The sequence below is a fragment of the Porphyrobacter sp. ULC335 genome (genome assembly GCF_025917005.1).
Lineage (GTDB): Bacteria > Pseudomonadota > Alphaproteobacteria > Sphingomonadales > Sphingomonadaceae > Erythrobacter.
Window position 1 is genome coordinate 2,731,919 of sequence record NZ_CP078091.1, and the last position, 21,669, is coordinate 2,753,587.

Annotated in this window: 25 protein-coding genes and 1 tRNA gene; 15 read left to right on the top strand and 11 right to left on the bottom strand. The window is 65.3% G+C overall.

Annotated features, from left to right (window positions below):
- Nucleotides 1-92 precede the first annotated feature (92 nt).
- Nucleotides 93-168: transfer RNA gene (locus KVF90_RS13060), tRNA-Ala, on the bottom strand.
- Between the two features lie 87 nt (nucleotides 169-255).
- Complete coding sequence (locus tag KVF90_RS13065) at nucleotides 256-600, bottom strand: TIGR02300 family protein (RefSeq protein WP_264392015.1); 345 nt, start codon at nucleotides 598-600, stop codon at nucleotides 256-258.
- A gap of 172 nt (nucleotides 601-772) precedes the next feature.
- On the opposite strand from KVF90_RS13065, the gene aroA reads away from it, so the two are divergent.
- The 8 genes from aroA (at nucleotide 773) to KVF90_RS13105 (ending at nucleotide 8,014) form a co-directional block, all read left to right on the top strand.
- Nucleotides 773-2,092, top strand: a complete 1,320-nt coding sequence (aroA, locus tag KVF90_RS13070) for a 3-phosphoshikimate 1-carboxyvinyltransferase (RefSeq protein WP_264392016.1) — start codon at nucleotides 773-775, stop codon at nucleotides 2,090-2,092.
- Nucleotides 2,089-2,361 carry a CBU_0592 family membrane protein gene (locus tag KVF90_RS13075; RefSeq protein WP_264392017.1) on the top strand — a complete coding sequence of 91 codons (273 nt, stop codon included), beginning with the start codon at nucleotides 2,089-2,091 and terminating at the stop codon, nucleotides 2,359-2,361. The genes aroA and KVF90_RS13075 overlap by 4 nt, the downstream gene beginning before the upstream one ends.
- Entirely contained in the window at nucleotides 2,358-2,600 is a 243-nt protein-coding gene (locus tag KVF90_RS13080) for a hypothetical protein (RefSeq protein WP_264392018.1), read from the top strand. Before KVF90_RS13075 ends, KVF90_RS13080 begins: the two co-directional genes overlap by 4 nt.
- Nucleotides 2,597-3,613, top strand: a complete 1,017-nt coding sequence (locus tag KVF90_RS13085; protein ID WP_264392019.1) for an alpha/beta hydrolase — start codon at nucleotides 2,597-2,599, stop codon at nucleotides 3,611-3,613. Before KVF90_RS13080 ends, KVF90_RS13085 begins: the two co-directional genes overlap by 4 nt.
- Nucleotides 3,610-4,230 carry a (d)CMP kinase gene (locus tag KVF90_RS13090; RefSeq protein WP_264392020.1) on the top strand — a complete coding sequence of 207 codons (621 nt, stop codon included), beginning with the start codon at nucleotides 3,610-3,612 and terminating at the stop codon, nucleotides 4,228-4,230. Before KVF90_RS13085 ends, KVF90_RS13090 begins: the two co-directional genes overlap by 4 nt.
- A gap of 218 nt (nucleotides 4,231-4,448) precedes the next feature.
- On the top strand, nucleotides 4,449-6,155 hold the full coding sequence (rpsA, locus tag KVF90_RS13095) for a 30S ribosomal protein S1 (RefSeq protein ID WP_264392021.1): 1,707 nt from the start codon (nucleotides 4,449-4,451) through the stop codon (nucleotides 6,153-6,155).
- A 118-nt stretch (nucleotides 6,156-6,273) separates the two neighbouring features.
- Nucleotides 6,274-7,029: a hydroxyacylglutathione hydrolase gene (gene gloB, locus KVF90_RS13100; protein ID WP_264392022.1), complete on the top strand. Its 756-nt coding sequence runs from the start codon at nucleotides 6,274-6,276 to the stop codon at nucleotides 7,027-7,029.
- 4 nt (nucleotides 7,030-7,033) lie between these two features.
- Nucleotides 7,034-8,014, top strand: coding sequence for an NADPH:quinone oxidoreductase family protein (locus KVF90_RS13105; protein WP_264392023.1), 981 nt, complete (start codon nucleotides 7,034-7,036; stop codon nucleotides 8,012-8,014).
- Between the two features lie 13 nt (nucleotides 8,015-8,027).
- On the opposite strand, the gene KVF90_RS13110 is transcribed toward KVF90_RS13105, so the two are convergent.
- From KVF90_RS13110 to KVF90_RS13150, 9 genes are all read right to left on the bottom strand, one after another.
- Nucleotides 8,028-8,588: a hypothetical protein gene (locus KVF90_RS13110; RefSeq protein ID WP_264392024.1), complete on the bottom strand. Its 561-nt coding sequence runs from the start codon at nucleotides 8,586-8,588 to the stop codon at nucleotides 8,028-8,030.
- Nucleotides 8,589-8,627: 39 nt separating this feature from the next.
- A complete protein-coding gene (locus tag KVF90_RS13115) occupies nucleotides 8,628-9,158 on the bottom strand; it encodes a hypothetical protein (RefSeq protein WP_264392025.1) in 531 nt (176 codons plus the stop codon).
- Entirely contained in the window at nucleotides 9,151-9,645 is a 495-nt protein-coding gene (locus KVF90_RS13120; RefSeq protein ID WP_264392026.1) for an ATPase, read from the bottom strand. The genes KVF90_RS13115 and KVF90_RS13120 overlap by 8 nt, the downstream gene beginning before the upstream one ends.
- Nucleotides 9,646-9,731: 86 nt before the next feature.
- Entirely contained in the window at nucleotides 9,732-9,956 is a 225-nt protein-coding gene (locus KVF90_RS13125; RefSeq protein ID WP_066530046.1) for a F0F1 ATP synthase subunit C, read from the bottom strand.
- 68 nt (nucleotides 9,957-10,024) lie between these two features.
- On the bottom strand, nucleotides 10,025-10,786 hold the full coding sequence (locus KVF90_RS13130; RefSeq protein WP_264394510.1) for a F0F1 ATP synthase subunit A: 762 nt from the start codon (nucleotides 10,784-10,786) through the stop codon (nucleotides 10,025-10,027).
- 125 nt (nucleotides 10,787-10,911) lie between these two features.
- Nucleotides 10,912-11,259, bottom strand: a complete 348-nt coding sequence (locus KVF90_RS13135) for an AtpZ/AtpI family protein (protein ID WP_264392027.1) — start codon at nucleotides 11,257-11,259, stop codon at nucleotides 10,912-10,914.
- Nucleotides 11,260-11,675: 416 nt separating this feature from the next.
- The gene (locus KVF90_RS13140) at nucleotides 11,676-12,059 is read right to left on the bottom strand and encodes a YdbL family protein (RefSeq protein WP_413676987.1); all 384 of its coding nucleotides are present in this window, start codon (nucleotides 12,057-12,059) and stop codon (nucleotides 11,676-11,678) included.
- A 31-nt stretch (nucleotides 12,060-12,090) separates the two neighbouring features.
- Complete coding sequence (locus KVF90_RS13145; protein ID WP_264394512.1) at nucleotides 12,091-12,258, bottom strand: YnbE family lipoprotein; 168 nt, start codon at nucleotides 12,256-12,258, stop codon at nucleotides 12,091-12,093.
- A 110-nt stretch (nucleotides 12,259-12,368) separates the two neighbouring features.
- A complete protein-coding gene (locus KVF90_RS13150) occupies nucleotides 12,369-15,548 on the bottom strand; it encodes a YdbH domain-containing protein (protein WP_264392029.1) in 3,180 nt (1,059 codons plus the stop codon).
- A gap of 75 nt (nucleotides 15,549-15,623) precedes the next feature.
- Between KVF90_RS13150 and radC the strand changes: the two genes are divergently transcribed.
- The 7 genes from radC (at nucleotide 15,624) to KVF90_RS13185 (ending at nucleotide 21,669) form a co-directional block, all read left to right on the top strand.
- A complete protein-coding gene (gene radC / locus KVF90_RS13155; protein WP_413676988.1) occupies nucleotides 15,624-16,358 on the top strand; it encodes a RadC family protein in 735 nt (244 codons plus the stop codon).
- The gene (locus tag KVF90_RS13160; RefSeq protein WP_264392030.1) at nucleotides 16,358-18,259 is read left to right on the top strand and encodes an acyltransferase family protein; all 1,902 of its coding nucleotides are present in this window, start codon (nucleotides 16,358-16,360) and stop codon (nucleotides 18,257-18,259) included. The genes radC and KVF90_RS13160 overlap by 1 nt, the downstream gene beginning before the upstream one ends.
- A 65-nt stretch (nucleotides 18,260-18,324) precedes the next feature.
- Complete coding sequence (gene purB / locus KVF90_RS13165; RefSeq protein ID WP_264392031.1) at nucleotides 18,325-19,635, top strand: adenylosuccinate lyase; 1,311 nt, start codon at nucleotides 18,325-18,327, stop codon at nucleotides 19,633-19,635.
- A 76-nt stretch (nucleotides 19,636-19,711) separates the two neighbouring features.
- Complete coding sequence (locus KVF90_RS13170) at nucleotides 19,712-20,104, top strand: DUF1049 domain-containing protein (RefSeq protein ID WP_264392032.1); 393 nt, start codon at nucleotides 19,712-19,714, stop codon at nucleotides 20,102-20,104.
- A complete protein-coding gene (gene pyrF / locus KVF90_RS13175) occupies nucleotides 20,101-20,775 on the top strand; it encodes an orotidine-5'-phosphate decarboxylase (RefSeq protein WP_264392033.1) in 675 nt (224 codons plus the stop codon). The genes KVF90_RS13170 and pyrF overlap by 4 nt, the downstream gene beginning before the upstream one ends.
- Before the next feature lie 9 nt (nucleotides 20,776-20,784).
- Complete coding sequence (locus tag KVF90_RS13180) at nucleotides 20,785-21,147, top strand: bleomycin resistance protein (protein WP_264392034.1); 363 nt, start codon at nucleotides 20,785-20,787, stop codon at nucleotides 21,145-21,147.
- Between the two features lie 6 nt (nucleotides 21,148-21,153).
- Entirely contained in the window at nucleotides 21,154-21,669 is a 516-nt protein-coding gene (locus KVF90_RS13185; protein WP_264392035.1) for a GNAT family N-acetyltransferase, read from the top strand.

Sequence of the window (21,669 nt, forward strand, 5' to 3'; positions counted from 1 at the left end):
GCGAAAAACGCCGGCGGACGAAACCTCGTCGGCCAGCGTTGCGAAGGGGGCTCCGTTAGGGAGCGAACTCTCCGACTTTGATCAATAGTGACTGGTGGAGCCTAGCGGGATCGAACCGCTGACCTCAACACTGCCAGTGTTGCGCTCTCCCAGCTGAGCTAAGGCCCCGAACCAGTCATCATGCGAGCTGGACATGGTGTCCTGCTCGCGGGAGGCGGCCATTAGTGGGGCCGCCTCCCCCATGCAAGCGAAAAATCAGTTTTCGTCGCCGTCGTCTTCGCCGGTCCCGGTCGAAACGCCCAGATCGTCATCGCCGCCGAGGTCGACGTCATTGTCCGGCGAATCGCCGTCCTCGTCGATGTCCTCGATGTCTTCGAGATCGGCCAGATCGTCATCGCCGCCCAGATCGGCGTCAGCGTCAACATCGACCTTCTTCTGGACTTCCTCGAAGGGAATCGGCTGCTTCGACTTGAGCACCGGCTCCGGCGACCAGGTTTCGCCGCATTCGATGCAGCTCACCGGATCATCCTTGCCCAGATCGTAGAACCGTTCGCCGCACTTGGGGCAGGTACGCTTGGTACCCCATTCAGGCTTCGCCATCGTCATTCCTCAAAACAGACCGGCCCTGATCAGCGGGCGGGCCAAAAACTGCACAATCGTGTTTGGATTGATCAAGAATAGTGGGTTGCGGCAAGACCTTTATCAAGGCCCCTGCCGACTAGCGCGGCGCGCCTTGCCAGAAGCGCGGGGCGCTGTCAAAGACCGCGACCTTATGACCAACCACCGTTTTTCCGCCGTCGGCCCGCTGAAGGGCACGATCCGCGTCCCCGGCGACAAGTCGATAAGTCACCGATCGCTGATGTTCGCCGGGCTTGCGGTGGGACGGAGCACGATCCACGGCCTTCTTGAAGGCGAGGACGTGCTGGCCACCGCCGCGGCGATGCGCGCATTCGGTGCGCAGATCGCCCGCGGTGGAGACGGCACCTGGACGGTGGATGGTGTTGGTGTCGGCAGCCTGCTTGAACCGAAGCAGGCGCTCGACATGGGCAATTCGGGCACCTCCACACGGCTGCTGATGGGGCTGGTTGCGAGCCACGGCATAACAACGACCTTCACCGGCGACGCCAGCCTTTCGGGCCGCCCGATGAAGCGCGTGATCGATCCGTTGTCACAGATGGGCGCTTCGATCGAGGCTTCAGCGGGCGGCACCCTCCCCCTGATGCTGCGCGGCGCCAGCCCTGCTGTGCCTATCACCTACCGCCTTCCGGTGGCGAGCGCGCAGGTCAAAAGCGCGGTGCTGCTGGCGGGCCTCAACACCCCCGGCATCACCCGCGTGATCGAACCTATCCCAACCCGCGACCACACCGAGCGGATGCTGACCGGCTTCGGTGCGAAGCTGGAGGTTGGCGAAGAAAACGGCGAGACTGTGATCGCTATCCACGGCGAGGCTGACCTCAAACCGATGGACGTGACGGTGCCGGGCGACCCGTCTTCCGCCGCCTTCTTCATGGTAGCCGCCACACTGGTGCCGGGCAGCGATCTCACCATCATGAATGTCGGCCTCAACCCGACCCGCGCCGGACTGCTTCAGGTGCTGCGCCAGATGGGCGCGGACATTACCGATGTCGATGCCCGCGAAGTGGGCGGCGAGCCGGTGGCCGACCTGCGCGTACGCCATGCTGTGCTGACCGGCATTGATGTCGATCCGGCCATCGCCCCTGCCATGATCGACGAATTCCCCGTGCTGTTCGTCGCCGCAGCGCTCGCCAGCGGCACCACCCGCACCACCGGCCTTGAAGAACTCCGCGTCAAGGAAAGCGACCGCCTTGCCACCATGGCCGCCGCGCTCCAGCTGGCGGGCGCGCGGGTCGAGGAGACCGAGGACGGCCTGACGATCCACGGCAGCGGGGGCGAGCCTCTTCCCGGCACGCCCGAGGGCGCGAGCGTCGCCACCCGGCTCGATCACCGCATTGCGATGAGCATGGCGGTGGCGGGCCTCGTCAGCCGCAATGGCGTGAGCGTGGACGATACCAGCCCGATCAACACCAGCTTCCCGACCTTTATGGGCCTGCTGGACGAGGCGGCTGCGTGAACACCCCGCTCGATTGGCCGAGTATCGTCGGCCTTTGCGGTACAGCCTGCATCATCGGCGCCTACGCCTATCTGACGCTGGCGAAGGTCACCAATCCCTTCGCGCTCCACGGCACCAACCTGCTGGGTGCGGCGTTACTGACGGTGTCGCTGATCTACCACACAAACTGGGCAAGCCTGGTGCTGGAAGGCTTCTGGGCAGCAATCGCGATTTTCGGGTTGATCAGGGCGTGGCGGCGGCGCGCGATCGAGGATAGGGAAGGCGCATGAAGCGCACGCTCCTGCACCTCGGACAATCCCCGTTAAAGCGGCGGTTCGTGGCCGCGGTGCTATTGATGGGGACGGCGGCGGCGGTGACATGGCTGCGCGCTTCGGGCGGTCAGTTCTGGATCGAGCTCGGGCTCAATCTGCTTGCCGCCTGGGCCGCCTTCGGCTTCCTCCACTTCCGCTGGCGCGCGCGAGAGGAGCGTGAAATGACACCCGACAAAGTGGAGGACATCTTTTCATGATCGCCAAATCCCTGGCCGCCGCTGCCTTCGCCTTGCTCCCGCTGGCAGCGCAAGCCCAGCACGCCGAGCTACCCACTGATCCTGCCGCAGACTGGTCCGTCGCGACCTCGGAACATCGCGTCGCGGTTGAGGGCGGCAAGGTCTGGGCGCGGGTCAACGGCGTGATCGGTGAAGGGGCGACGCCCGTCATCATGATCCACGGCGGCCCCGGTGGCACGCATCTCAATTTCGGGAACCTCATCAGCCTTGCCGACCAGCGCCCGGTGATCCTGTATGACCAGCTCGACAGCGGCATGTCCGACCATCCCGAGAACCCCGCCAACTGGAAGCCGGAGCGCTTCGTTGCCGAGCTTGAGGCGATCCGCAAGGAACTCGGCGTGGAGCGTTGGCATGTGATTGGCCACAGCTGGGGATCGGCCCTCGCGCTCGAGTATGCCGCAGCCTATCCGCAACACACAGCCTCGGCCGTGCTGAGCGGCACCTTCATTTCCACGCCGCACTGGATCACGGGCACCAACCTCCTCATCCGCGAGTTGCCCGACGACGTCGCCGCTGCAATCCGCGCCTGCGAAGGTCCTAATCCGCCCGCAGCCGTGGTGTGCGAACCGGCCACCGCCGCCTTCTACAGCGCATTCAACGGCCGACCCGACCGCCCCGCCCCCTCGCCCGAAGCCCGGGCCTATCGCAATCGCTATGGCGGCAAGGGATTCAATGCGACCGTCTACAACGCCATGTGGGGGCCGACCGAGTTCCGCGCCTCGGGCCCTTTGGCGACCTATGATGCGACCCACCTGCTGCCCCGCGTGGACGGCAGCCGCGTGATGTACGTCGTCGGCCAGTATGATGAGGCGCGGATCGACACGGTGCAGGATTTCGTCGCGCTCACGCCGGGCGCGGAACTTGCGGTCGTCCCCGGCGGCAGCCACGCCTATATCTCCGAACGCCCCGAAGTGGCCGAAGCGATTTACCGCGACTGGATGAACCGCATCGACGCGCGCGAGAAAGCCGAATGATCATTGCCGTTGACGGCCCGACCGCGAGCGGAAAGGGCACCATAGCCAAGGCCTTGGCCGCGCATTTCGGGCTTCCGCATCTCGATACCGGGCTGCTCTACCGAGCGGTCGGGCGGCAGGTGCAGATCAATGGCGGCAATCCCGATGATCCGCACGATGCGCTGGCCGCCTGCGAGTTTCCCGAGAGCCTGCTTGAAGATTCGTCCCTGCGCTCGGAAGAGGTCGGCGGCTTCGCGAGCCGCGTCTCGGTGCACCCGGGCGTGCGCCACGCGCTTTACGAACGCCAGCGCGCCTTTGCCTTGCAGGAAGGCGGCGCTGTGCTGGACGGGCGCGATATCGGCACCGTGATCGCGCCGGAGGCTCCCGTGAAGCTGTTCGTCACCGCCAGCGTCGCCGAACGCGCCCGCCGCCGCTGGCTGGAAATGACGGGACGCGGGATCGACGTCCTCCTCGCCGCGATCGAGCGAGACATCGCCGCGCGCGACGCCCGCGACATGAACCGCGCCGACGCCCCGCTGATGGCGGCTCCCGGCGCGCTCGTGATCGACACCACCCACTTCGGCCGCGATGCCGCAATCGAAGCGGCCATCGAAGCGGTCCAAACGCGCCTCGGCTGACAGGCGGTTTCCCTTGCATTTTGGCCCGCTCTCGCCTAGGCGCGCGGCCGTTCAAGCAATCCTTCAGTGGTTGAAGAACCCGCACGCAATCGCATTCGGCGGCGCGCGGAAGTCGGCCTCTTGCCCTGCCAGCCCGCGCAATGGTGCACGGGAAGCAGTTTAAGACCCCGGAAAAACCGGCGGCCGGTAGCACAACGAACACAGGACTAAACCTGACTATGGCAACCCAAATGCCCACCCGCGCTGATTTTGAAGCGCTCCTCAACGAACAGCTCGGCGGCGCCGGCGATGAAGGCTTCGAAGGCCGCGTCGTCAAGGGCACCGTCACTGCAATCGAGAACGGCTTCGCCGTGATCGACGTCGGCCTCAAGAGCGAAGGCCGCATCTCCCTCAAGGAATTCTCGCGCGGCGAAGACGACCACGGCCTGACCGTTGGCGGCGAAGTCGAAGTGTTCGTCGACCGGGTCGAGAACGCCGACGGCGAAGCGATGCTGTCGCGTGACCGTGCCCGCCGCGAAGCTGCTTGGGACAAGCTGGAAAGCGAATTCGGCGAAGGCAAGCGCGTCGAAGGCCGCATCTTCGGCCGCGTCAAGGGCGGCTTCACCGTCGACCTCGATGGCGCCGTGGCCTTCCTGCCCGGCTCGCAGGTCGATATCCGCCCCGTGCGCGATGTCACCCCGCTGATGGACGTGCCGCAGCCCTTCCAGATCCTCAAGATGGATCGTCGCCGCGGCAACATCGTTGTCTCGCGTCGTGCCGTCCTCGAAGAGACCCGTGCCGAACAGCGCAGCGAACTCATCAATGACCTGGTCGAAGGCCAGATCATCGACGGCGTGGTCAAGAACATCACCGATTACGGTGCCTTCGTGGATCTCGGCGGGATCGACGGCCTGCTGCATGTCACCGACATGAGCTACAAGCGCGTCAACCACCCGAGCGAAGTGATCGCCATCGGCGACACGGTGACCGTGCAGATCGTCCGCATCAACGCCGAAACCCAGCGTATCAGCCTCGGCATGAAGCAGCTGGAAAGCGATCCGTGGGATGGCGTTGCCGCCAAGTACCCGGTCGGCATGAAGCTGCAGGGTCAGGTGACCAACATCACCGAATACGGCGCCTTCGTCGAACTGGAAGCGGGCATTGAAGGCCTCGTCCACGTTTCGGAAATGAGCTGGACCAAGAAGAACGTCCACCCCGGCAAGATCGTCTCCACCTCGCAGGAAGTCGATGTGATGGTGCTCGAAGTCGACAGCGACAAGCGCCGCATCAGCCTCGGCCTCAAGCAGGCCCAGCGCAATCCGTGGGACGAGTTCGCCGAGAAGCACCCGGTCGGCACCGAAGTCGAAGGCGAAGTCAAGAACGCCACCGAATTCGGTCTGTTCATCGGCCTCGATGGCGACGTCGACGGCATGGTGCACATGTCGGACATCGCCTGGGGCATCTCGGGCGAAGACGCGCTGGCGCTTCACCGCAAGGGCGAAATGGTCAAGGCCATCGTTCTCGACGTGGATGTCGAAAAGGAGCGCATCAGCCTCGGCATGAAGCAGCTCGAAAAGGGCGCGCCTTCGGCTGAAGGTGCCACCAGCGGCGGCTCGCTGCGCAAGAATCAGACTGTCACCGTTACCGTGCTCGAAGTGCGCGACGGCGGCCTTGAAGTTCAGGTTGGCGAAGACGGTGCGACCGGCTTCATCAAGCGCTCGGATCTCGGCCGTGACCGTGACGAGCAGCGTCCTGACCGCTTCCAGGTCGGCAGCAAGCTCGACGCGATGGTGATCGGCTTCGACCGTTCGAAGAAGCCGAACTTCTCGATCAAGGCGCGTCAGATCGCCGAAGAAAAGGAAGCTGTGGCCCAGTTCGGTTCGTCGGATTCGGGTGCGTCGCTCGGCGACATCCTCGGCGCCGCGCTGAAGAAGAAGGACGATTGATGCGTTTTGAGGATGCTCGCCCCTCCGGGCGAGCGTCTTCGTCAATCCGAAAGGCCCGCCCGCTCAACCGAGCAGGCGGGCCTTTTCCTTTGGGGGCCGCACCTGTAAGGTCACCCCTATGATCCACGTTCACCAGTTCCCCTGCCTTAGCGACAACTACGGCTATCTCGTCCACGATACCGACAGCCACGAAACCGTCGCGATCGATACCCCCGATGCCAAGCAGTACCTGCTTGAGGCGGATATGAAGGGCTGGCGCATCACCCAGATCTGGAACACGCACTGGCACCCCGATCACGCAGGCGGCAATGCGATGATTCAGGAGGCGACGGGCTGCGCCATCACCGCCCCCGCGGAAGTCCAGGGCAAGTTCCCGGTCGACCGCATCATCGCCCATGGCGACACGGTGAAGCTCGGCGACGTGGAAGCGCAGGTGATCGACGTTTCGGGCCATACCAATGGCCATATCGCCTTCCATCTGCCCTCGGCGGGCATCGCCTTCGTCGGCGATTCGGTCTTCGCGCTGGGCTGCGGGCGGATGTTCGAAGGCGAGCCGGCTCAGTTCTGGGCAAGCCTCAGCCGTATCAAGGCGCTCCCGCCCGAGACCTTGCTCTACTGTGCGCACGAATACACCGCATCGAACGCGAAGTTTGCGCTGCATGCCGATCCGGACAATGTCGCCTTGCAGGACTATGCCGCCGAGATCGCGGCCAAGCGTGCCAAGGACGAATGGACCGTGCCCACCACGCTCCGGCGCGAGCTGGCCACAAACCCCTTCCTTCGCGCCGATGATCCGGCGATGATGGCCAAGTGGGGCGGTAGCGCCCCGCACGAGACCTTCGCGGCGCTTCGGGCAGCCAAGGACAATTTCTAGCATCATGCAGGCCCTCAGGGTCGAAAGCCTCTCGCCCGATCTGTCGGGTGTGATGTTGGCCGATTTTCCGCGACCGGACCGCGCGCCCGGCGCGGTGCTGGTGCGGGTGCGCGCGGCGTCGCTCAACTTTCCCGACCTGCTGATGACGCGGGGCGAGTACCAGTTCAAACCCGAGGTGCCCTTCACCAGCGGGCTCGAGTTTGCGGGCGAAGTGGTGGAGGCTGACCCAGCGAGCGGCTTTGCCCCCGGCGACAGGGTCATGGGCGGCAACAAGACCGGCGCCTTTGCCGAATTCGCCAGCGTCCCTGCCGACAAGCTCTCGCCCATGCCGCAGGGCATGGACTTCCCTGCCGCCGCCGCGATGGGCGCGGCCTATTCGACCGCGTTCACCGGACTCGTCGAACTCGGCGGCCTTTCGGAGGAACAGTGGGTGCTGGTCCACGGAGCAAGCGGCGGCGTTGGCCTTGCCGCCTGCGACTTGGCCCGCGGGTTGGGTGCAAGAGTGATTGCTACCACTGGCAGCGCGTCCAAAGCTGACCGCATCGCCGCCCTCGCCCGCCCGGACGCGGTGATCGTGGCTGAAGGGCGGTTCCGGGAGCAGGTAGCCGAAGTCACCGGCGGCGCGCTCGCCGACATCGTCTTCGATCCCGTCGGCGGCGATGTGTTCGATGAATCGACCCGCTGCGTCGCTTTTGGCGGCAAGCTGATGGTGGTCGGCTTCACTTCGGGCCGGATCGCCGACATTTCGACCAATATCCCGCTGATCAAAGGCTTCTCGGTCGTCGGTCTGCGCGCCGGAGAATATGCCCGCCGCTTCCCCGAGCGGGGCCGCGCAATCAATCAGGCGATCCGCAAGCTGGCCGAAGCCGGAGCGATCACCCCGGCGATCGACCGCGTGCTGCCCTTGTCACAATGGCGCAATGGCTTCGAGGCAATGGCCCGGCGCGAGCTGGTGGGCAAAGTGGTATTCGTGCCGGGCGGCTAGCTTCGCCCGAACGTCAATAGAGGTATTTGTCTTCGCGGATCGTGAAGAACAGATTGTAGCCATCGCCCGGGCTGCGGACGAGCTTGATCTTCTTCTCGCCCTCGCGCCAGATGTTCACGATCCCGACGGAGGTCGTATCAAGCACCCCGCCCGCTCCATAGCCAATCACCGAGCCAAAAGTGGTGGTATCGGTCTCGGGCGCGCCGAAGCGTTGAAGATACTGCGCGTACATCCGGTTGAAGCAATCCGCGTCGCGGTCCTGGCCGATGAAGTTGATTGTCACCATCCGTCCCTTGATCGTGCGATAGCCCATTTCGGCTGCGCAACCTGGGATCACCTCGGGGCGCTTCTTCGGCCATTTCGCCTTGAATGCTGTGATGTCAGCCTTGGGCGTGGCCGTGGTGAATTCGCCCCATAGCACTATCGGCTCTGCCGGTGCCGCATCCTGCGCGGCGAGCGACGCGGCCAACAGCATGGCCGGAGCAATCAACCAACGCTGCATCATATCCTCGCACCATCCTGCTTCGGGGGCATCAATGTAGCAGTAGGAACCGCGACGAAAAAGGGCGGCCACACCGGACCGCCCTCTATCCTAATCAGCCAACCGCGATGCTCAGAGCGAGGCGATGACCTCGTCGGCAAGCTTCTTGTCAGCCTTGCCGTCGTGGGCCTGCACGATCAGCTTGCGCGAGGCGGCCGCAGCGGCGGTCACGGCCTTGGCCTTCACCTCGGCAATCGCGGCGCGTTCTGCAGCGGCGATCTTGTCTTCGGCCATCCGCTGACGGCGGGCGACCATCACTTCGCTGTCAGCCTCCGCCTTGGCGAGGATCGCGTCAGCTTCATCGCGGGCGCCTGCCAGCATCGCTTCGGCGTCCTTTTCGGCGCCAGCGATCTTCGCGGCATATTCGGCACGAAGCGCTTCGGCCTCGGCGCGCAGGGTCTTGGCTTCATCAAGCGCGCGGCGGATTTCGGCGATCTTGGCATCGAGCCCGCCGGTGATGACACCGGGAACCTTCTTCCACACGAACACCGCGAGCAGCACGGTCATCGCCAGCGCGACCCACTGGTACGAATCGAGGCCCAGCACGCCCGGTTCGGCATGACCTTCAGCCCCGCTGGCGAGCAGCATCAGAATATCAGCCATGCGCCATCACCTCCTTGACCGCAGCCGCAGCGGCAGCGGGTTCGATATCGGCCCCGGCGACGCGGGCGACGATGTCACGTGCGGCATCGGCGGCGACACCCTCGATCTCGGCCATCGCACTGCTGCGAGCGGCATCGATCGCGGTTTCCGCCTCGGCAAGCTTCACATCGAGACGAGCTTGCGTCTCGGCCAGCTTGGCTGCGTTCGCCGCAGCCGCCCTGGCCTTGGCCTCGGCGATCACCGCCTGAGCGGCCGCACGATTGGCATTTTCCCGCTGACGCCAGGCCTCTTCCTCGCTGTTCGCCGCGTCGCGTGCGGCCTGAGCGGCGGCGAGATCGCCGGCGATCTGGTTGTCACGCATCTCCACCGTGCCGAGGATCTTCGGCACCATACCCAGTCCGACAAAGACAAAGGTGAGGCCGAAGAACACCAGCAACCAGAAGACCTGGCTCGACAGTGTTGCAGCGATTTGTTCGATCTGAGGCATGATGGACCTTTAGCCGGTACGCCGATTGATCGGCCCGCCGGACGCGCGGGGTTGCCCCGCAGCGTCCGGCCAGACCGCGTGTCGTCTTAGCTGAAGATCAGCAGAACGGCGATCACGAAGGCCAGCAGGCCGAGAAGTTCGGCAGCCGCGAAGCCGATGAACAGGCGGCCCTGCTGGCCGTCGGCAGCACCCGGATTGCGCAGCGCGCCTTCGAGGAACGAAGCGAAGACGTTGCCCACGCCGAGCGCGGCGAGGCCAGCGCCAATCGCCGCGAGACCGGCACCGAGAAGAGCTGCAGCTTGTGCGTCCATGGTAGTAAACTCCTTGATAAAAATCTGTTTGTTAGCGAGGGTTTTGGAGAAAGCCCCTTGGGGCGTCCTCAGTGAAGGTTTTCCGCGTCGTTGATGTAGAGCGAGGTCAGCAGCGCGAAGACATAAGCCTGAATACCAGCCACCAGAATTTCGAGCGCGCTGATCGCAACCATCAGGATGAAGCTCGGAATGCCGACCAGCGCACCAAGGCCGAGACCGGCACCGCCGCCAGCAATCACGAAGCTTGCCAATACCTTAAGCAGCACGTGGCCTGCCATCATGGCGACGAACAGTCGCAGCGCGAGGCTGAAGGGGCGCACCATGAACGAGACCAGTTCGATCAGGCTGATCGGCGCCGCGAGGAAGGCGGGGGTGTTGGCCGGCCAGAACAGCGAGAAGAAGTGCAGACCGTGCTTCCAGAAACCGACGATCAAGACGATCGAGAAGCTCATGATCGCCAGCACGCCGGTGACGGTGAAGTGGCTGGTGAAGGTGAACGCATGCACCCCGGGGATCAGACCGACCGGCACCAGGCCGAGCAGGTTCCCGAACAGGATGAACATGAAAAGCGTAAAGATGTAAGGCACATACTTGCGCCCTGCCTTGCCGACATTGGCTTCCAGCAGGTCGTCGATAAAGCCGGTCATCGTCTCGACCGCCATCTGCCAGCGCCCGGGCACCAGCTGGCGCTTCATGCCGCCTGCGACGAACACCCATACCAGGACAGCGGTGATCGCCATCCACAGCGCGGAGTTGGTGAACGCGATGTTGATTCCGTCAGCCAGTTGCCAATCGGAGCCCAACAGGGGCTCGATGGTGAACTGCTTCATCGGATCGACCTTGCCTTCTTCGGCTGCCACGATCGAAAGATCCCCAAATGTTTCACATGAAACACGCCCCCAAGGCCGGGTCTGGAGGGGGTCAAGCGGGGGTCTAAAGCCACCCTAAGGGGGGTCTAGACCTCGCTATCGCTCCCCTGATCCGGGTCTGCGGGGCGCGTCGTCGCGCTCAGAATAATGCTTCTGAAAGCCGATGCCGTTCCGAGGAACAATCCGGCCAACAGACCCCAGGGCGCGATGTCGAACAATGCGTCAACCGCAAAGCCGATCACCAGGCCGCCGATAATCCCCCCAAGAAGACTGGCCAGAGCACGGTTGCCGCTGCTGTAATTCGCATCGACGCCCTGCACCTTCGGCCGGTTACGCTGTTCTTCACGCTCGCGTGCAGCCTTGAGCCGCGCTTCGAGCGCGTCGATCCGCGCATCCTCTTGAATGGGTTCTCGTGCGGGTTTCTCGTCGCTCATGCCATGATCCCGAAAAAGGAAGGACTAAGGCACATGAAACAAGGTGCCCGCCGAGGGCGCCGCCCCCTTAGAAGGGGGGCAGATATGTGTCAACATCAGGCGGGCCGAGTTTTGTGCAGTTGCGAACTTGTTTTGCGCAGCCGCCTCCGCGGGGAGCTTTGTGTTCCGCATCGCCTCCGCGATGCGAAGTCCTCGCTCATGCGACCTGAAGGTCGCATCGCTGCGGGCGGCCGGTCGGCCTTGCGGTCGCTGTGCGACCGATGCATTCCCACACGATAAGGTTGAGTATTGGCTCGGTTCGCCAACGGACGAGCCGCAAGGGCGACCGCCCGCCCGCAGGCGCCCGGAACCCGGACTTGATCCGGGGGGAGGATCAGCGCCGAGGACGTGCCCGCGGAGGCGGGCACGCAAACAAGCTACGGACAACGCGCGTCGCGGATCGGGGGGGCGCTGGTGCGGGTTTGCCAGCTGCCATCGGGCGCCTGATACTTTTCGCCCGGTACGGTGCGGGCAATGGCCTGACACCCGGCGGTTAGCGCATAGGCTTCCAGCGTAGCACTGTTTTCCTTGGCCTTTTCAGCATAGACCGCGCGGCGTTTGATATTGATGTCATCGACCAGTCGCTGCAACGCCGGGTTGGCATTGCCGACAATCCCGAGATAACCGTCAGGCTGTTCGCCCACCTGGCCGGCGGAACGGGCGGCGGCGTAGGCCGGATCGCGCTGTTGTGCGAGCGCGGGCGCCGCCACCGCGCCAAGCACGGCAAGGGCGGCAAGTCCGGCACGGATTGAACTGCGCATAATCATTCCTCCATTTCGGCGGACGCGGGGGTCAGAAGATATCCGCATTCTCGTCGATCGTGTTGGCTGCATCTTCTGCGAGCCGATAAATCACTTCCTGCCGGATGTTGATGTTCAGCTCGATCACGATCGGCTTGTCGGGCGCTGCGATGTTCACACATCCTGCCACACCCGCCGAAAGGATCGCGCTAGCGGCCATCAATGCCCGGCGCTTGTATATCGAATGCCGCCCCATCGGTGCTGCCGCCCCTTCCCCGCTTGTGCGGGAGGATGTGGCAGCGCGCTCTGGCGCGGTCAATTCGTGATGCATCATGGCTGGCCTTCGCTTTCGGGAGGTTGAACGGGTTTCGCAATGGGCACGAGCCGGCCGTTGTCTTGCCGGAACAGCCCCAGATCTTCCGGCTTGCGGACAAATTCGGGATCCCAGAAGGATCGCACCATGGTGGCCAGCTCGTAGAAATTCTCCGAGCGGACGTTGACCTTGAAGCGGATCGGCAGCTTGGCGAGGCGGCGGGTCACGAAGTTCTGGCTGGTGCCTGCCCCCTGCCGCACGCCATCGAAATCGAAGTTGGTGACAATCTCGCCGCCCAGATCGCCGCCCAGCCCGACGCGCATCTGGTTGTAATCGAGCGAGCGCAGCGCCGAGAAAGCGTAATTGCCCATCGTGCCGAGGTCTTCATAGGTCAGCTCGCCAATATAGGCGATGTTGCCCCCGCCCTCGCGCGCGACAAGCACGCCGCCCTCGATCCGGCCATTGCCGTCCTTGTCGAAGATAATCGGCACCGTGCCATCGAAGATGCCGGTAGCGCTGAGATTGCTCAGCTCCATCTGTGACACGAACTGCGCGGCATCCAGCCCGACGATCTCGAAGATGTAGCGCCGTTCCTCGGGCTGGCTGAAATCCATCGCCAGCGGACGCATCACCAGCGTGCCGCCCATGAAGGGGAAGCGCGCGTCTTCCAGCGCCAGCAGCGTGCCGTCCTTCACCTCGAACTGCACCGTGCCCGCCAGCACCTCGACCCCGGGGTTGATCGCGGCGATGGTGACGGTCTGATCCGGCGCGGTGGTGAGGTTGAGGAGATCGGTGAAGACGACCTTGCCTTTAAGCCCCCGCACAGGGCCAAAAGCGGCGGCGAAATCGATGCCGTCCGAACGGAATGTGCCGCTGCTGGTGATGGTCTCGCCGCGCCAGTCCACGCGGCCATCGCCGGTGACAGTGCCATCGGCAAAGGCGATCACGCCCTTGGCAAGGTAAGTCAGGTCTTCGGGTTGGAACGCCTTGTCGAAGGCGATTCCCGGCACGGTGATGCGCGCGCCGCCTGCTGCGGTGTCGAGGTTGTGGGTGATGGCCACCTTCGCGACGCTGCGACCCGATTCGGGGTGGAGGAGCGTTGCATCTGCAGTGATGCGATTGTCGGCGAGCGTCAGCGTCGCGCCATTGGCAGCCAGCGGGAAGAAACGCGCGGCACCTTCGGCAGGGCGGTCGGTCAGGGTGAATTGCCCGCCAGCAAGCCGCAGCGCGCCATCGGCATAGGTCCATCCGCCGGTGATCGCATCAAGGTCGAGCGGCACCGCCGCGAGCCGCGCCGATCCGCCCGAGAATTCGCCTGCGATTGCGCCATCGAGGCTGCCGGTGAGGCTGGCAGCGGCAAGGCGCACTTCACTGTTCCCGCTGCCGATGCGCGCGGCGAGGTTTTCGACCGCGAAGGGCTGCGGATAGCGCAGCACCGCACTGCTTGCCGAGAGAATTGCCGGACTTTCGCCCAGCGATCCCGCCAGATCGAGCGGCCCCGTGCGCGCGGCAAAGCGCAGCGCATCGCCGTAAGCGAGGATCGGCGCCCCGCCTTCGGGGCAGAGCGTGATCTGCCTGCCATCGAGCGCGAGGCCGGACAGAGCCAGCTTCGCAAACCGCACCGGCGTGCAGCGCGTGCCCAGCGCCAGACCGCGCGCGGGCGTCCAGCTGCCTTCCAGCGGCACATTAAGGTCAGTCACCCCGCCCCCGGGCAGGTCGCCGCTCGCCATCACCAGACCATCAAAGGCAAAAGCCCCGCCGCTGGTGGAGCGCAGGGAAAGGCGCGGGATTGCGATGCGGTTGGCCCCTGCCGCATATTCGGCCATCGCCATGCGCATCGTCCAGCCGCCGCCGCGCGCCTGTCCGATCCGGCCGTTGATGATCGGCAAACCCTTCCCGCCCGCAATGACATTGCCGCCCAGACCCGAAAGGCCAGCGGCCGAGAGCGTAGCGCTGCTGCGTGACAGCGCGAGAATGCGCGTGCCGCTGCGGGTGGAAAGGGTCGCATCGGGGATGATGATCGAGGCTTCGCTCCCTTTGTGGCGCAGGATCGCATCGGCACGGAAGCTTGCGCCGTTGAGACTGCGATCAAGGCTGCCGCGCGCCTTGGCGATCAGCGGGGCAATCAAGGTGCCTTGCGCCCCTTTCTCGATGGCGGCGAGGCTGGCGGTGAAATCGGTGGCGGGTGCAAGGCCGGTGCCACGCAGGGTGCCCTCCCACTGGCCGCTCTCCCCGTCCAGAGCCCCGCGCCAGCTGCCCTCAGCCGCCAGCCGCGCCAGCTTGCCCTGCGGGGTGGCAACGCCGGTCAGCGCCAGATCATGCCCCAGCGCGAGGCGGCCGGGCGACCAGCTCAGTTCCGCCGTGCCGGCCAGCCCCTCGCCCGCGTATTCGGCAAAGGCGGCCCGCGTGCCTTCGATACGGAAATCGGCCTCGGCTGCGGCGAAATCGGGCCGCAGGCTCGCCTTGGTGCCGATGTCTGCCTGTGCGAGGCTTGCGCCCCCGCAGGCAAGATCGGCGAGGCGCAGCGGGCCATTGATCCCGGGCGCCCCGTTTGTCGTGGTCAGCTTGCCATACAGCGTGGCGCTGCCTGCGCGGCATCCCTCGACACCGATCCCCGGCGCGGTCGCCGCGAGGGTTCCGGCAAAGCCATCATCCAGCCGCCCCGCCCCGTCGAGCTTCACCCCGACCCGTCCATAATCACTGTCCAGCAGAGCGCGCCCGTCGCGCAGCGTCACATTGATGGCGGGGAGCGCAGGCGGCTCCTTGCTGTCCGTAAACACCAGCGGATCGAGCGCGCCGAGGCTGAACTTGCCGCCGCGATAAGTTGCGAACACCCGCGCGCCTTCCACTGTCACGCGGCGCACCTCGGGCCCTGCCCATCCTACGCCCAGCTCGATCACCATGCGCCGGACGGTGAGATCGGGCCGTGCCGGATTGCCGACCACGAGGTTCTCGATCACCTGCTGGCGCGGGGTCAGGCTGACGATGTCATAAGTCGCCGCGACGCCGCTTTCGGCGAGGTAGCCGTCGATCACGTCGGCGGCAATTTGCTCGCGGCTCAGCCAAGAGGTGCTGCCGCCGACCAGCGCGATCGCCGCCACGCCAAGCGCGATCCGGGTACGCCAACGGCGCGGCCAAAGCCGCCGCCCGCCGCCGTCTTGCGGTCCATCCAAAGCTTGCGCGTCCGCCACCGGCATCGTCTCCAACCCTTGCGCGCATCATCGTCCAAAGGCAATGAGGCTTGCAGGATCAACGCTTTTCCGGGGGGCGCATTGCCGGAAGCTGAAGACGGTTTCGATTTCGGAAAGAATGTGGCGGCTTCGTCCGACGCGGGGAAATCCGCCGGGGAAGGCCACCGTGCGCGGCTGCGTGCGCGTCTGCTGACCGGCGGGGCCGAGGCGCTGGCCGATTACGAGGTGCTCGAATACCTGCTGTTCGCCGCGATCAAACAGGGCGATACCAAGCCCGTCGCCAAGGCGCTGCTCGCGCAGTTCGGTAGTCTGGCAGGCGTGCTCAATGCCGATCCCAAAGCGCTCCAGCGGGTCAAGGGCGTGGGCGAAACCAGCGCCGCCGCCCTCAAGGCCGTATCCACCGCCGCCCGGCGCATGACGCGGGGCGAGATCATCAACAAGCCGGTGCTCGGCAGCTGGCAGGCGCTGATCGATTACCTCACCACGGACATGGCGCACCTGACGGTCGAGCGTGTGCGGGTGCTCTATCTCGATACCAAGAACCGGTTGATCGAGGATCACCACGTCGGCGACGGTTCGATCGACGAAGCCGCGATCCACCCGCGCGAGGTCATCCGCAGGGCGATGGATGTGGGCGCAACGGCGATGATCCTCGTCCACAACCACCCCTCGGGCAGTCCCGAGCCGAGCCGCGCCGATATCCAGATCACCCAGCGGATTGCCGAGGCGGGGCGGCATATGGGCGTGACCGTCCACGATCACGTGATCATCGGGCGCGAGGGGCATACCAGCCTCAGGGCGAAGGGGCTGATCTGATGACCGCATCAGCGCGGCCGGGGCCGCTTGCCATCGGGCACCGGCCCGAGATCGACGGATTGCGCTCGCTCGCCATCGCGCCGGTGGTGCTGCACCATACTGCGCCCGCGCTGCTGCCGGGCGGCTTTGCCGGGGTCGACGTGTTCTTCGTCATCAGCGGCTATCTCATCACCGCAATCATCCTTGGCGAACATGCCGCCGGGCGCTTCAGCCTGCGGGCGTTCTGGGAGCGGCGGGTGCGGCGGATCGTGCCGGCGCTTGCCGTGATGCTGTGGATCACGATGCTCTGCGGCTGGGCGATCATGACGCCTGAAGACTTCCACCAGTTCGCCAAGGCGCTTTTCGCCGCATCGGTCTTCGCCTCCAATATCCATTTCGCGGGAGGAGTCGGCTATTTCGGCGGAGTCGAAGGAAGCCTGCCGCTGATCCACACCTGGACGCTGGGCGTGGAGGAACAGTTCTATCTCGCCTTCCCGCTGCTGCTGCTGGCAATGTGGCGCTGGCGCGATGGCAAGCTGATGCTGCCGATGATGGTGCTGCTGGGCCTCGCCAGCTTCGCGCTGGCGCTGTGGCTCGCACCGCGGATGCCGGAAGCGGCGTTCTACAGCCTGCCGACGCGCCTGTGGGAGCTGATGCTCGGCGCGGTTTGCGCGGCGCTCCCCCGCACCCCGCGCGCCGACGGACGGCTGGCTGCACTGGGCATTGGGCTGATCATCGCTGCTTTCGTGCTGATCGTGCCAGAGACACCTGCGCCCGGGCCGATGTTCCTGCTGCCGACCATCGGCGCGGCGCTGGTGCTGTTGTTTGCGGGGCGCGAGACCATGGCTGGACAGGTGCTCGCCTTCAGGCCGCTCACATGGCTCGGGCTGATCTCTTTCGGCGTCTATCTGTGGCACCAGCCGGTGCTGGCCTTTGCGCATTACATGCACTTCGGCCCGCTTCCGCCGGTCGTCATGGCGCTGTGCGTGAGCGCATCAATCGGGCTCGGCTGGCTTTCGTGGCGCTTTATCGAGGAACCGGTGCGGCGGCGTCAGAGGCTGGCGCATCCCGGCGCGTTGCTGGCAGTCTGTGCGGCGGCGCTGGCTGTGCCGCTCGCAGTCGGAGCGGCGGGATACACGCGCACGCTGCTGCCGCATACTGCGGCCGAGGCGCAGCGGGTCGGCGGCATTATTCCTGATGGCGCAGCATTGCGGGTGGCCATCCCTTCCGAAGGCTCATTGGGCTTCGTCCTCTATGGTGACAGCCATGCCGTGCAATATTACGCAGCCGCGCAGGCACGCTTCGGCCCCGGTGCGGTGATCAGCGAGCCCAGCTGCCTCGCCGCCGAGGGCGCTTCCAACTGGCCCGGCACCGACGGCAAGGGCGAGGTTTGCAACGCGCTCAAGGACACACTCCTCGAAACGGTGAATGCGCGCAAAGTCGGGACCGTGATCTGGGCGCAGCGCTGGGAACGCGAGCTTTTCGACAGCGCAACGGATGAATCGCTGGGCAATACCGAGGCCAAGGCCAATCCTGCGCTGCTGGCCGCGATCACGCGCACCATTGACCGCCTGCCGCCCGGAACGCGGGTGATCCTGATGGGCAATTCCCCCACCGCATGGCCGGCAGGGCCCGACATGGAACGCGGCTGGCTGCGCTGCCGCGCCATGCGCAATGCGACCTGCCGCGACAGCTTCCCGCTCGCCAAGGCCGAAGGGCGCAAGGTCAGCGCCACCCTGCGGGCGCTGGCGGCGCGCGATCCGCGTATCACCTATATCGACCCCGCCGACACGCTTTGCCCCGGCGGGCGTTGCCTGGTGATGCAGGACGGACAGCTCAACTACTGGGACCACAACCACATGACGCGGCGCGCCGCAGCGCGGGTGATGGGGCAGATCGACACCCCGCTGACCTTGCCTTGATCGCCCCCCTTCCCTAGGCGCTCGCGGAACACGCCTTACCCCAAAGTCGCCAACCGGAGTCGAACATGGTCCCCCGCTACGCCCGCCCCGCCATGACCGCCCTGTGGGAGCCGGAGGCGAAATATCGCATCTGGTTCGAGATCGAGGCGCATGCGACGCAGAAGCTCGCCGACCTCGGCGTGGTGCCGCAGAGCGCGGCCAAGGCGCTATGGGACTGGTGGGCAACCGATCCGAAGATCGACGTAGAAGCCATCGACGCCATCGAGGCGGTCACCAAGCATGATGTGATCGCCTTCCTCGATTGGGTGGCCCAGCAGGTGGGCGAAGAAGCGCGCTTCATGCATCAGGGCATGACCAGCTCCGACGTGCTCGACACAACGCTGTCAGTGCAACTGGCCCGCGCGAGCGATCTTCTGCTGGCCGATCTCGATGCGCTGCTGGCCGCGATCAGGACACGGGCCGAAGAGCACAAGTACACCCCCACCATCGGCCGCAGCCACGGCATCCACGCCGAGCCTGTCACCTTCGGCCTCAAGCTCGCACAGGCCTATGCCGAGTTCGACCGTTGCCGCGCGCGGCTGGTGGCGGCGCGCGCCGAAATCGCGACCTGCGCGATCTCGGGCGCGGTCGGCACCTTCGCCAATGTCGATCCGCAGGTGGAGGAATATGTCGCTGACCAGCTCGGCCTCGCGGTCGAGCCGGTGTCCACTCAGGTCATCCCGCGCGATCGTCACGCGATGTATTTCGCCACGCTCGGCGTCATCGCCAGCAGCATTGAGCGCCTCGCCACCGAAATCCGCCACTTGCAGCGCACCGAAGTTCTGGAGGCGGAGGAGTATTTCTCGCCCGGCCAGAAGGGTTCCTCGGCCATGCCGCACAAGCGCAACCCGATCCTCACCGAAAACCTCACCGGCCTTGCCCGCGTGGTACGTTCCGCCGTCACCCCCGCGCTCGAGAACGTCGCGTTGTGGCATGAGCGGGACATTTCCCACTCATCGGTCGAGCGCTACATTGGCCCGGATGCGACCATCACGCTCGACTTCGCGCTCGCGCGGCTGACCGGCGTGGTCGACAAGCTGCTCGTCTATCCGGTGCGGATGGAGAAGAACCTCAACCGCATGGGCGGGCTGATCCATTCGCAGCGCGTGCTGCTGGCGCTGACCCAGGCGGGGCTGACCCGCGACGACGCCTATCGTCTGGTGCAGCGCAACGCGATGAAGGTGTGGGAATCGGACGGGGCGCTGTCCTTGCTCGATCTGCTCAAGGCCGATGCCGACGTCACCGCTGCGCTTACGCCCGCACAGCTCGAGGACAAGTTCGACCTCGGCTACCACTTCAAGCATATCGACACGATCTTCGCGCGGGTCTTCGGGTGACGGCAGGGGTGCTGGACTCATCGGCGGAATGGCTTAGGTTCGCGCCGGTTATGGGCCATCGGGAGAAGCGCGCCTCGTGAAGATCCTTCGTACCATTTTCTGGGTTCTGGCGGCCTTCGGCTTCCTGATCTTTGCGATCTACAACTGGCAGCCGGTCGAACTGCTGCTGTGGCAGAACCTCGTGCTTGAAACCAAGGTGCCGGTGCTGGCGCTGCTGGCTTTCCTGGCGGGCTTCCTGCCGATGTGGGCCTTGCATCGCAGCGTCACCTGGCAGCTGAACCGCCGCATCCGGACGCTGGAGAATTCTCTGAAGAACTCGGCGCTGGCGCATCGCGCCGATCTCGACACGGCGGCTTCCGCGTCTCACGCGGCGGACAGACCTGTGGAAAACTCCGGCAAAACTGCGGGAGAACCGGCGGACGTGTTCAGCCCTTCCGACACCGGCAGCGATGGAGGCGCGGGCGAATGAGCAATCCTATCTACCTCGCGCTCGACGTACCCCAGCTTGAACCGGCCAAGGCGCTGGTCACCAAGGTCAAGGCGCATATCGGCGGCGTGAAGCTCGGGCTCGAGTTCTTCTGTGCGCACGGCAGCCACGGGGTGCACGAGATTGCACATCTCGGCCTGCCGATCTTCCTCGATCTCAAGTTCCACGACATTCCCAACACGGTCGCCGCCGCGATGCAGGCGATCCACGTTTATGAACCCGCCATCGTTACTGTCCACGCCAGCGGCGGGCGCGCGATGATGGAGGATGCCAAGGCGGCAGCGGCAGCCGGGACAAAGGTTGTCGCGGTGACCATGCTCACCAGTCTGGACGCGAACGACCTCACCTCGACCGGTGTCTATGGCAGCGCCGAAACGCAGGTCATGCGCCTTGCCGAACTCGCCCACGCGGCGGGGCTCGACGGGATCGTGTGTTCGGGTCAGGAAGTCGGCATGGTGAAAAAGGCGTGGCGCGACGGTTACTTCGTCGTCCCCGGTCTGCGCCCCAACGGCAACGGCACCGGCGACCAGAAACGCGTCGTCACCCCCCGCCAGGCCCGCGACAATGGCGCGAGCGTGCTGGTCATCGGCCGGCCGATCAGCCGCGCCGAAGACCCGGTCGCCGCGGCGCGGGCGATCGAAGCGACGTTATAGCAGTCCTTGATGGCAGACCACGCGACCCCCAACCTGCCAGCGCGTGATTTTGCCGCGACGGCGGCGTTTTATGCCAAACTCGGTTTCGAAGAAGATTATCGCTCGAACGGGTGGATGATCCTGTCGCGCGGCGATGTGACGATCGAGTTCTTCCCTTTTCCCGATCTTGATCCCTACCAGTCGTCGTTCAGCTGCTGCCTGCGGCTTGATGATCTCGCAGCAATGATGACGCAGGTTGCAGCGAGCGGCGTGCCCGATGCGCGCCGGGGCATTCCCCGCTACCATCCCGCCGCACCCGACCCGAGCGGACTGACCATCGCCTATCTGATTGACCCGGATGGAACGCTGCTACGGCTGATCCAGAACGACTGAATCCCCATGCACGACACCCTCACGATCACCACCGCTACCCCCGCGGATGCCCCCGCGCTCAAGGCTCTGCTCGAAGCGGCCTATCGCGGGGACTCGGCGCGGCGGGGGTGGAACCATGAGGCCGACATCCTCGACGATGAACGCATCGCGCCGGGCGAGATTGAAGCGCTGCTCGCCGATCCGGCGGTGACGATCCTGACAGCGCGCGAGGGCCAAGATCTGACCGGCTGCGTGGCGGTGACTCGCAAGGACGCTGCTCTCGCCTATCTCGGCATGCTGTGCGTTTCGCCCGATCTGCAATCGGCGGGCCTCGGCGGCAGGTTGCTCGGAGCGGCGGAGGATCATGCGCGCGCCCTCGGCATCGCGGCAATGGAGATGACCGTGATCGACAGCCGCGCCGCGCTGATCGCGTGGTACGAACGGCGCGGCTATGCCCGCACCGGCGAAACGCGCCCCTTCCCGGTGCCCCGCGATCCGCCGATCACTTTCGTGGTGCTGGAAAAGCGGCTCGGGTCGGCCTAA

Excerpts from the sequence above, each read along its gene's own strand:
- KVF90_RS13140 (WP_413676987.1), bottom strand. The coding sequence starts at position 12,059 with ATGCGCAGTTCAATCCGTGCCGGACTTGCCGCCCTTGCCGTGCTTGGC.
- pyrF (WP_264392033.1), top strand. The coding sequence starts at position 20,101 with ATGAGCAATCCTATCTACCTCGCGCTCGACGTACCCCAGCTTGAACCG.
- rpsA (WP_264392021.1), top strand. The coding sequence starts at position 4,449 with ATGGCAACCCAAATGCCCACCCGCGCTGATTTTGAAGCGCTCCTCAAC.
- KVF90_RS13180 (WP_264392034.1), top strand. The coding sequence starts at position 20,785 with ATGGCAGACCACGCGACCCCCAACCTGCCAGCGCGTGATTTTGCCGCG.
- KVF90_RS13120 (WP_264392026.1), bottom strand. The coding sequence starts at position 9,645 with ATGCCTCAGATCGAACAAATCGCTGCAACACTGTCGAGCCAGGTCTTC.
- KVF90_RS13150 (WP_264392029.1), bottom strand. The coding sequence starts at position 15,548 with ATGCCGGTGGCGGACGCGCAAGCTTTGGATGGACCGCAAGACGGCGGC.
- KVF90_RS13125 (WP_066530046.1), bottom strand. The coding sequence starts at position 9,956 with ATGGACGCACAAGCTGCAGCTCTTCTCGGTGCCGGTCTCGCGGCGATT.
- KVF90_RS13135 (WP_264392027.1), bottom strand. The coding sequence starts at position 11,259 with ATGAGCGACGAGAAACCCGCACGAGAACCCATTCAAGAGGATGCGCGG.
- KVF90_RS13105 (WP_264392023.1), top strand. The coding sequence starts at position 7,034 with ATGCAGGCCCTCAGGGTCGAAAGCCTCTCGCCCGATCTGTCGGGTGTG.
- gloB (WP_264392022.1), top strand. The coding sequence starts at position 6,274 with ATGATCCACGTTCACCAGTTCCCCTGCCTTAGCGACAACTACGGCTAT.
- KVF90_RS13130 (WP_264394510.1), bottom strand. The coding sequence starts at position 10,786 with ATGAAGCAGTTCACCATCGAGCCCCTGTTGGGCTCCGATTGGCAACTG.
- purB (WP_264392031.1), top strand. The coding sequence starts at position 18,325 with ATGGTCCCCCGCTACGCCCGCCCCGCCATGACCGCCCTGTGGGAGCCG.
- KVF90_RS13080 (WP_264392018.1), top strand. The coding sequence starts at position 2,358 with ATGAAGCGCACGCTCCTGCACCTCGGACAATCCCCGTTAAAGCGGCGG.
- KVF90_RS13065 (WP_264392015.1), bottom strand. The coding sequence starts at position 600 with ATGGCGAAGCCTGAATGGGGTACCAAGCGTACCTGCCCCAAGTGCGGC.
- KVF90_RS13115 (WP_264392025.1), bottom strand. The coding sequence starts at position 9,158 with ATGGCTGATATTCTGATGCTGCTCGCCAGCGGGGCTGAAGGTCATGCC.
- KVF90_RS13145 (WP_264394512.1), bottom strand. The coding sequence starts at position 12,258 with ATGGCCGCTAGCGCGATCCTTTCGGCGGGTGTGGCAGGATGTGTGAAC.
- KVF90_RS13085 (WP_264392019.1), top strand. The coding sequence starts at position 2,597 with ATGATCGCCAAATCCCTGGCCGCCGCTGCCTTCGCCTTGCTCCCGCTG.
- KVF90_RS13160 (WP_264392030.1), top strand. The coding sequence starts at position 16,358 with ATGACCGCATCAGCGCGGCCGGGGCCGCTTGCCATCGGGCACCGGCCC.
- KVF90_RS13185 (WP_264392035.1), top strand. The coding sequence starts at position 21,154 with ATGCACGACACCCTCACGATCACCACCGCTACCCCCGCGGATGCCCCC.
- KVF90_RS13090 (WP_264392020.1), top strand. The coding sequence starts at position 3,610 with ATGATCATTGCCGTTGACGGCCCGACCGCGAGCGGAAAGGGCACCATA.
- aroA (WP_264392016.1), top strand. The coding sequence starts at position 773 with ATGACCAACCACCGTTTTTCCGCCGTCGGCCCGCTGAAGGGCACGATC.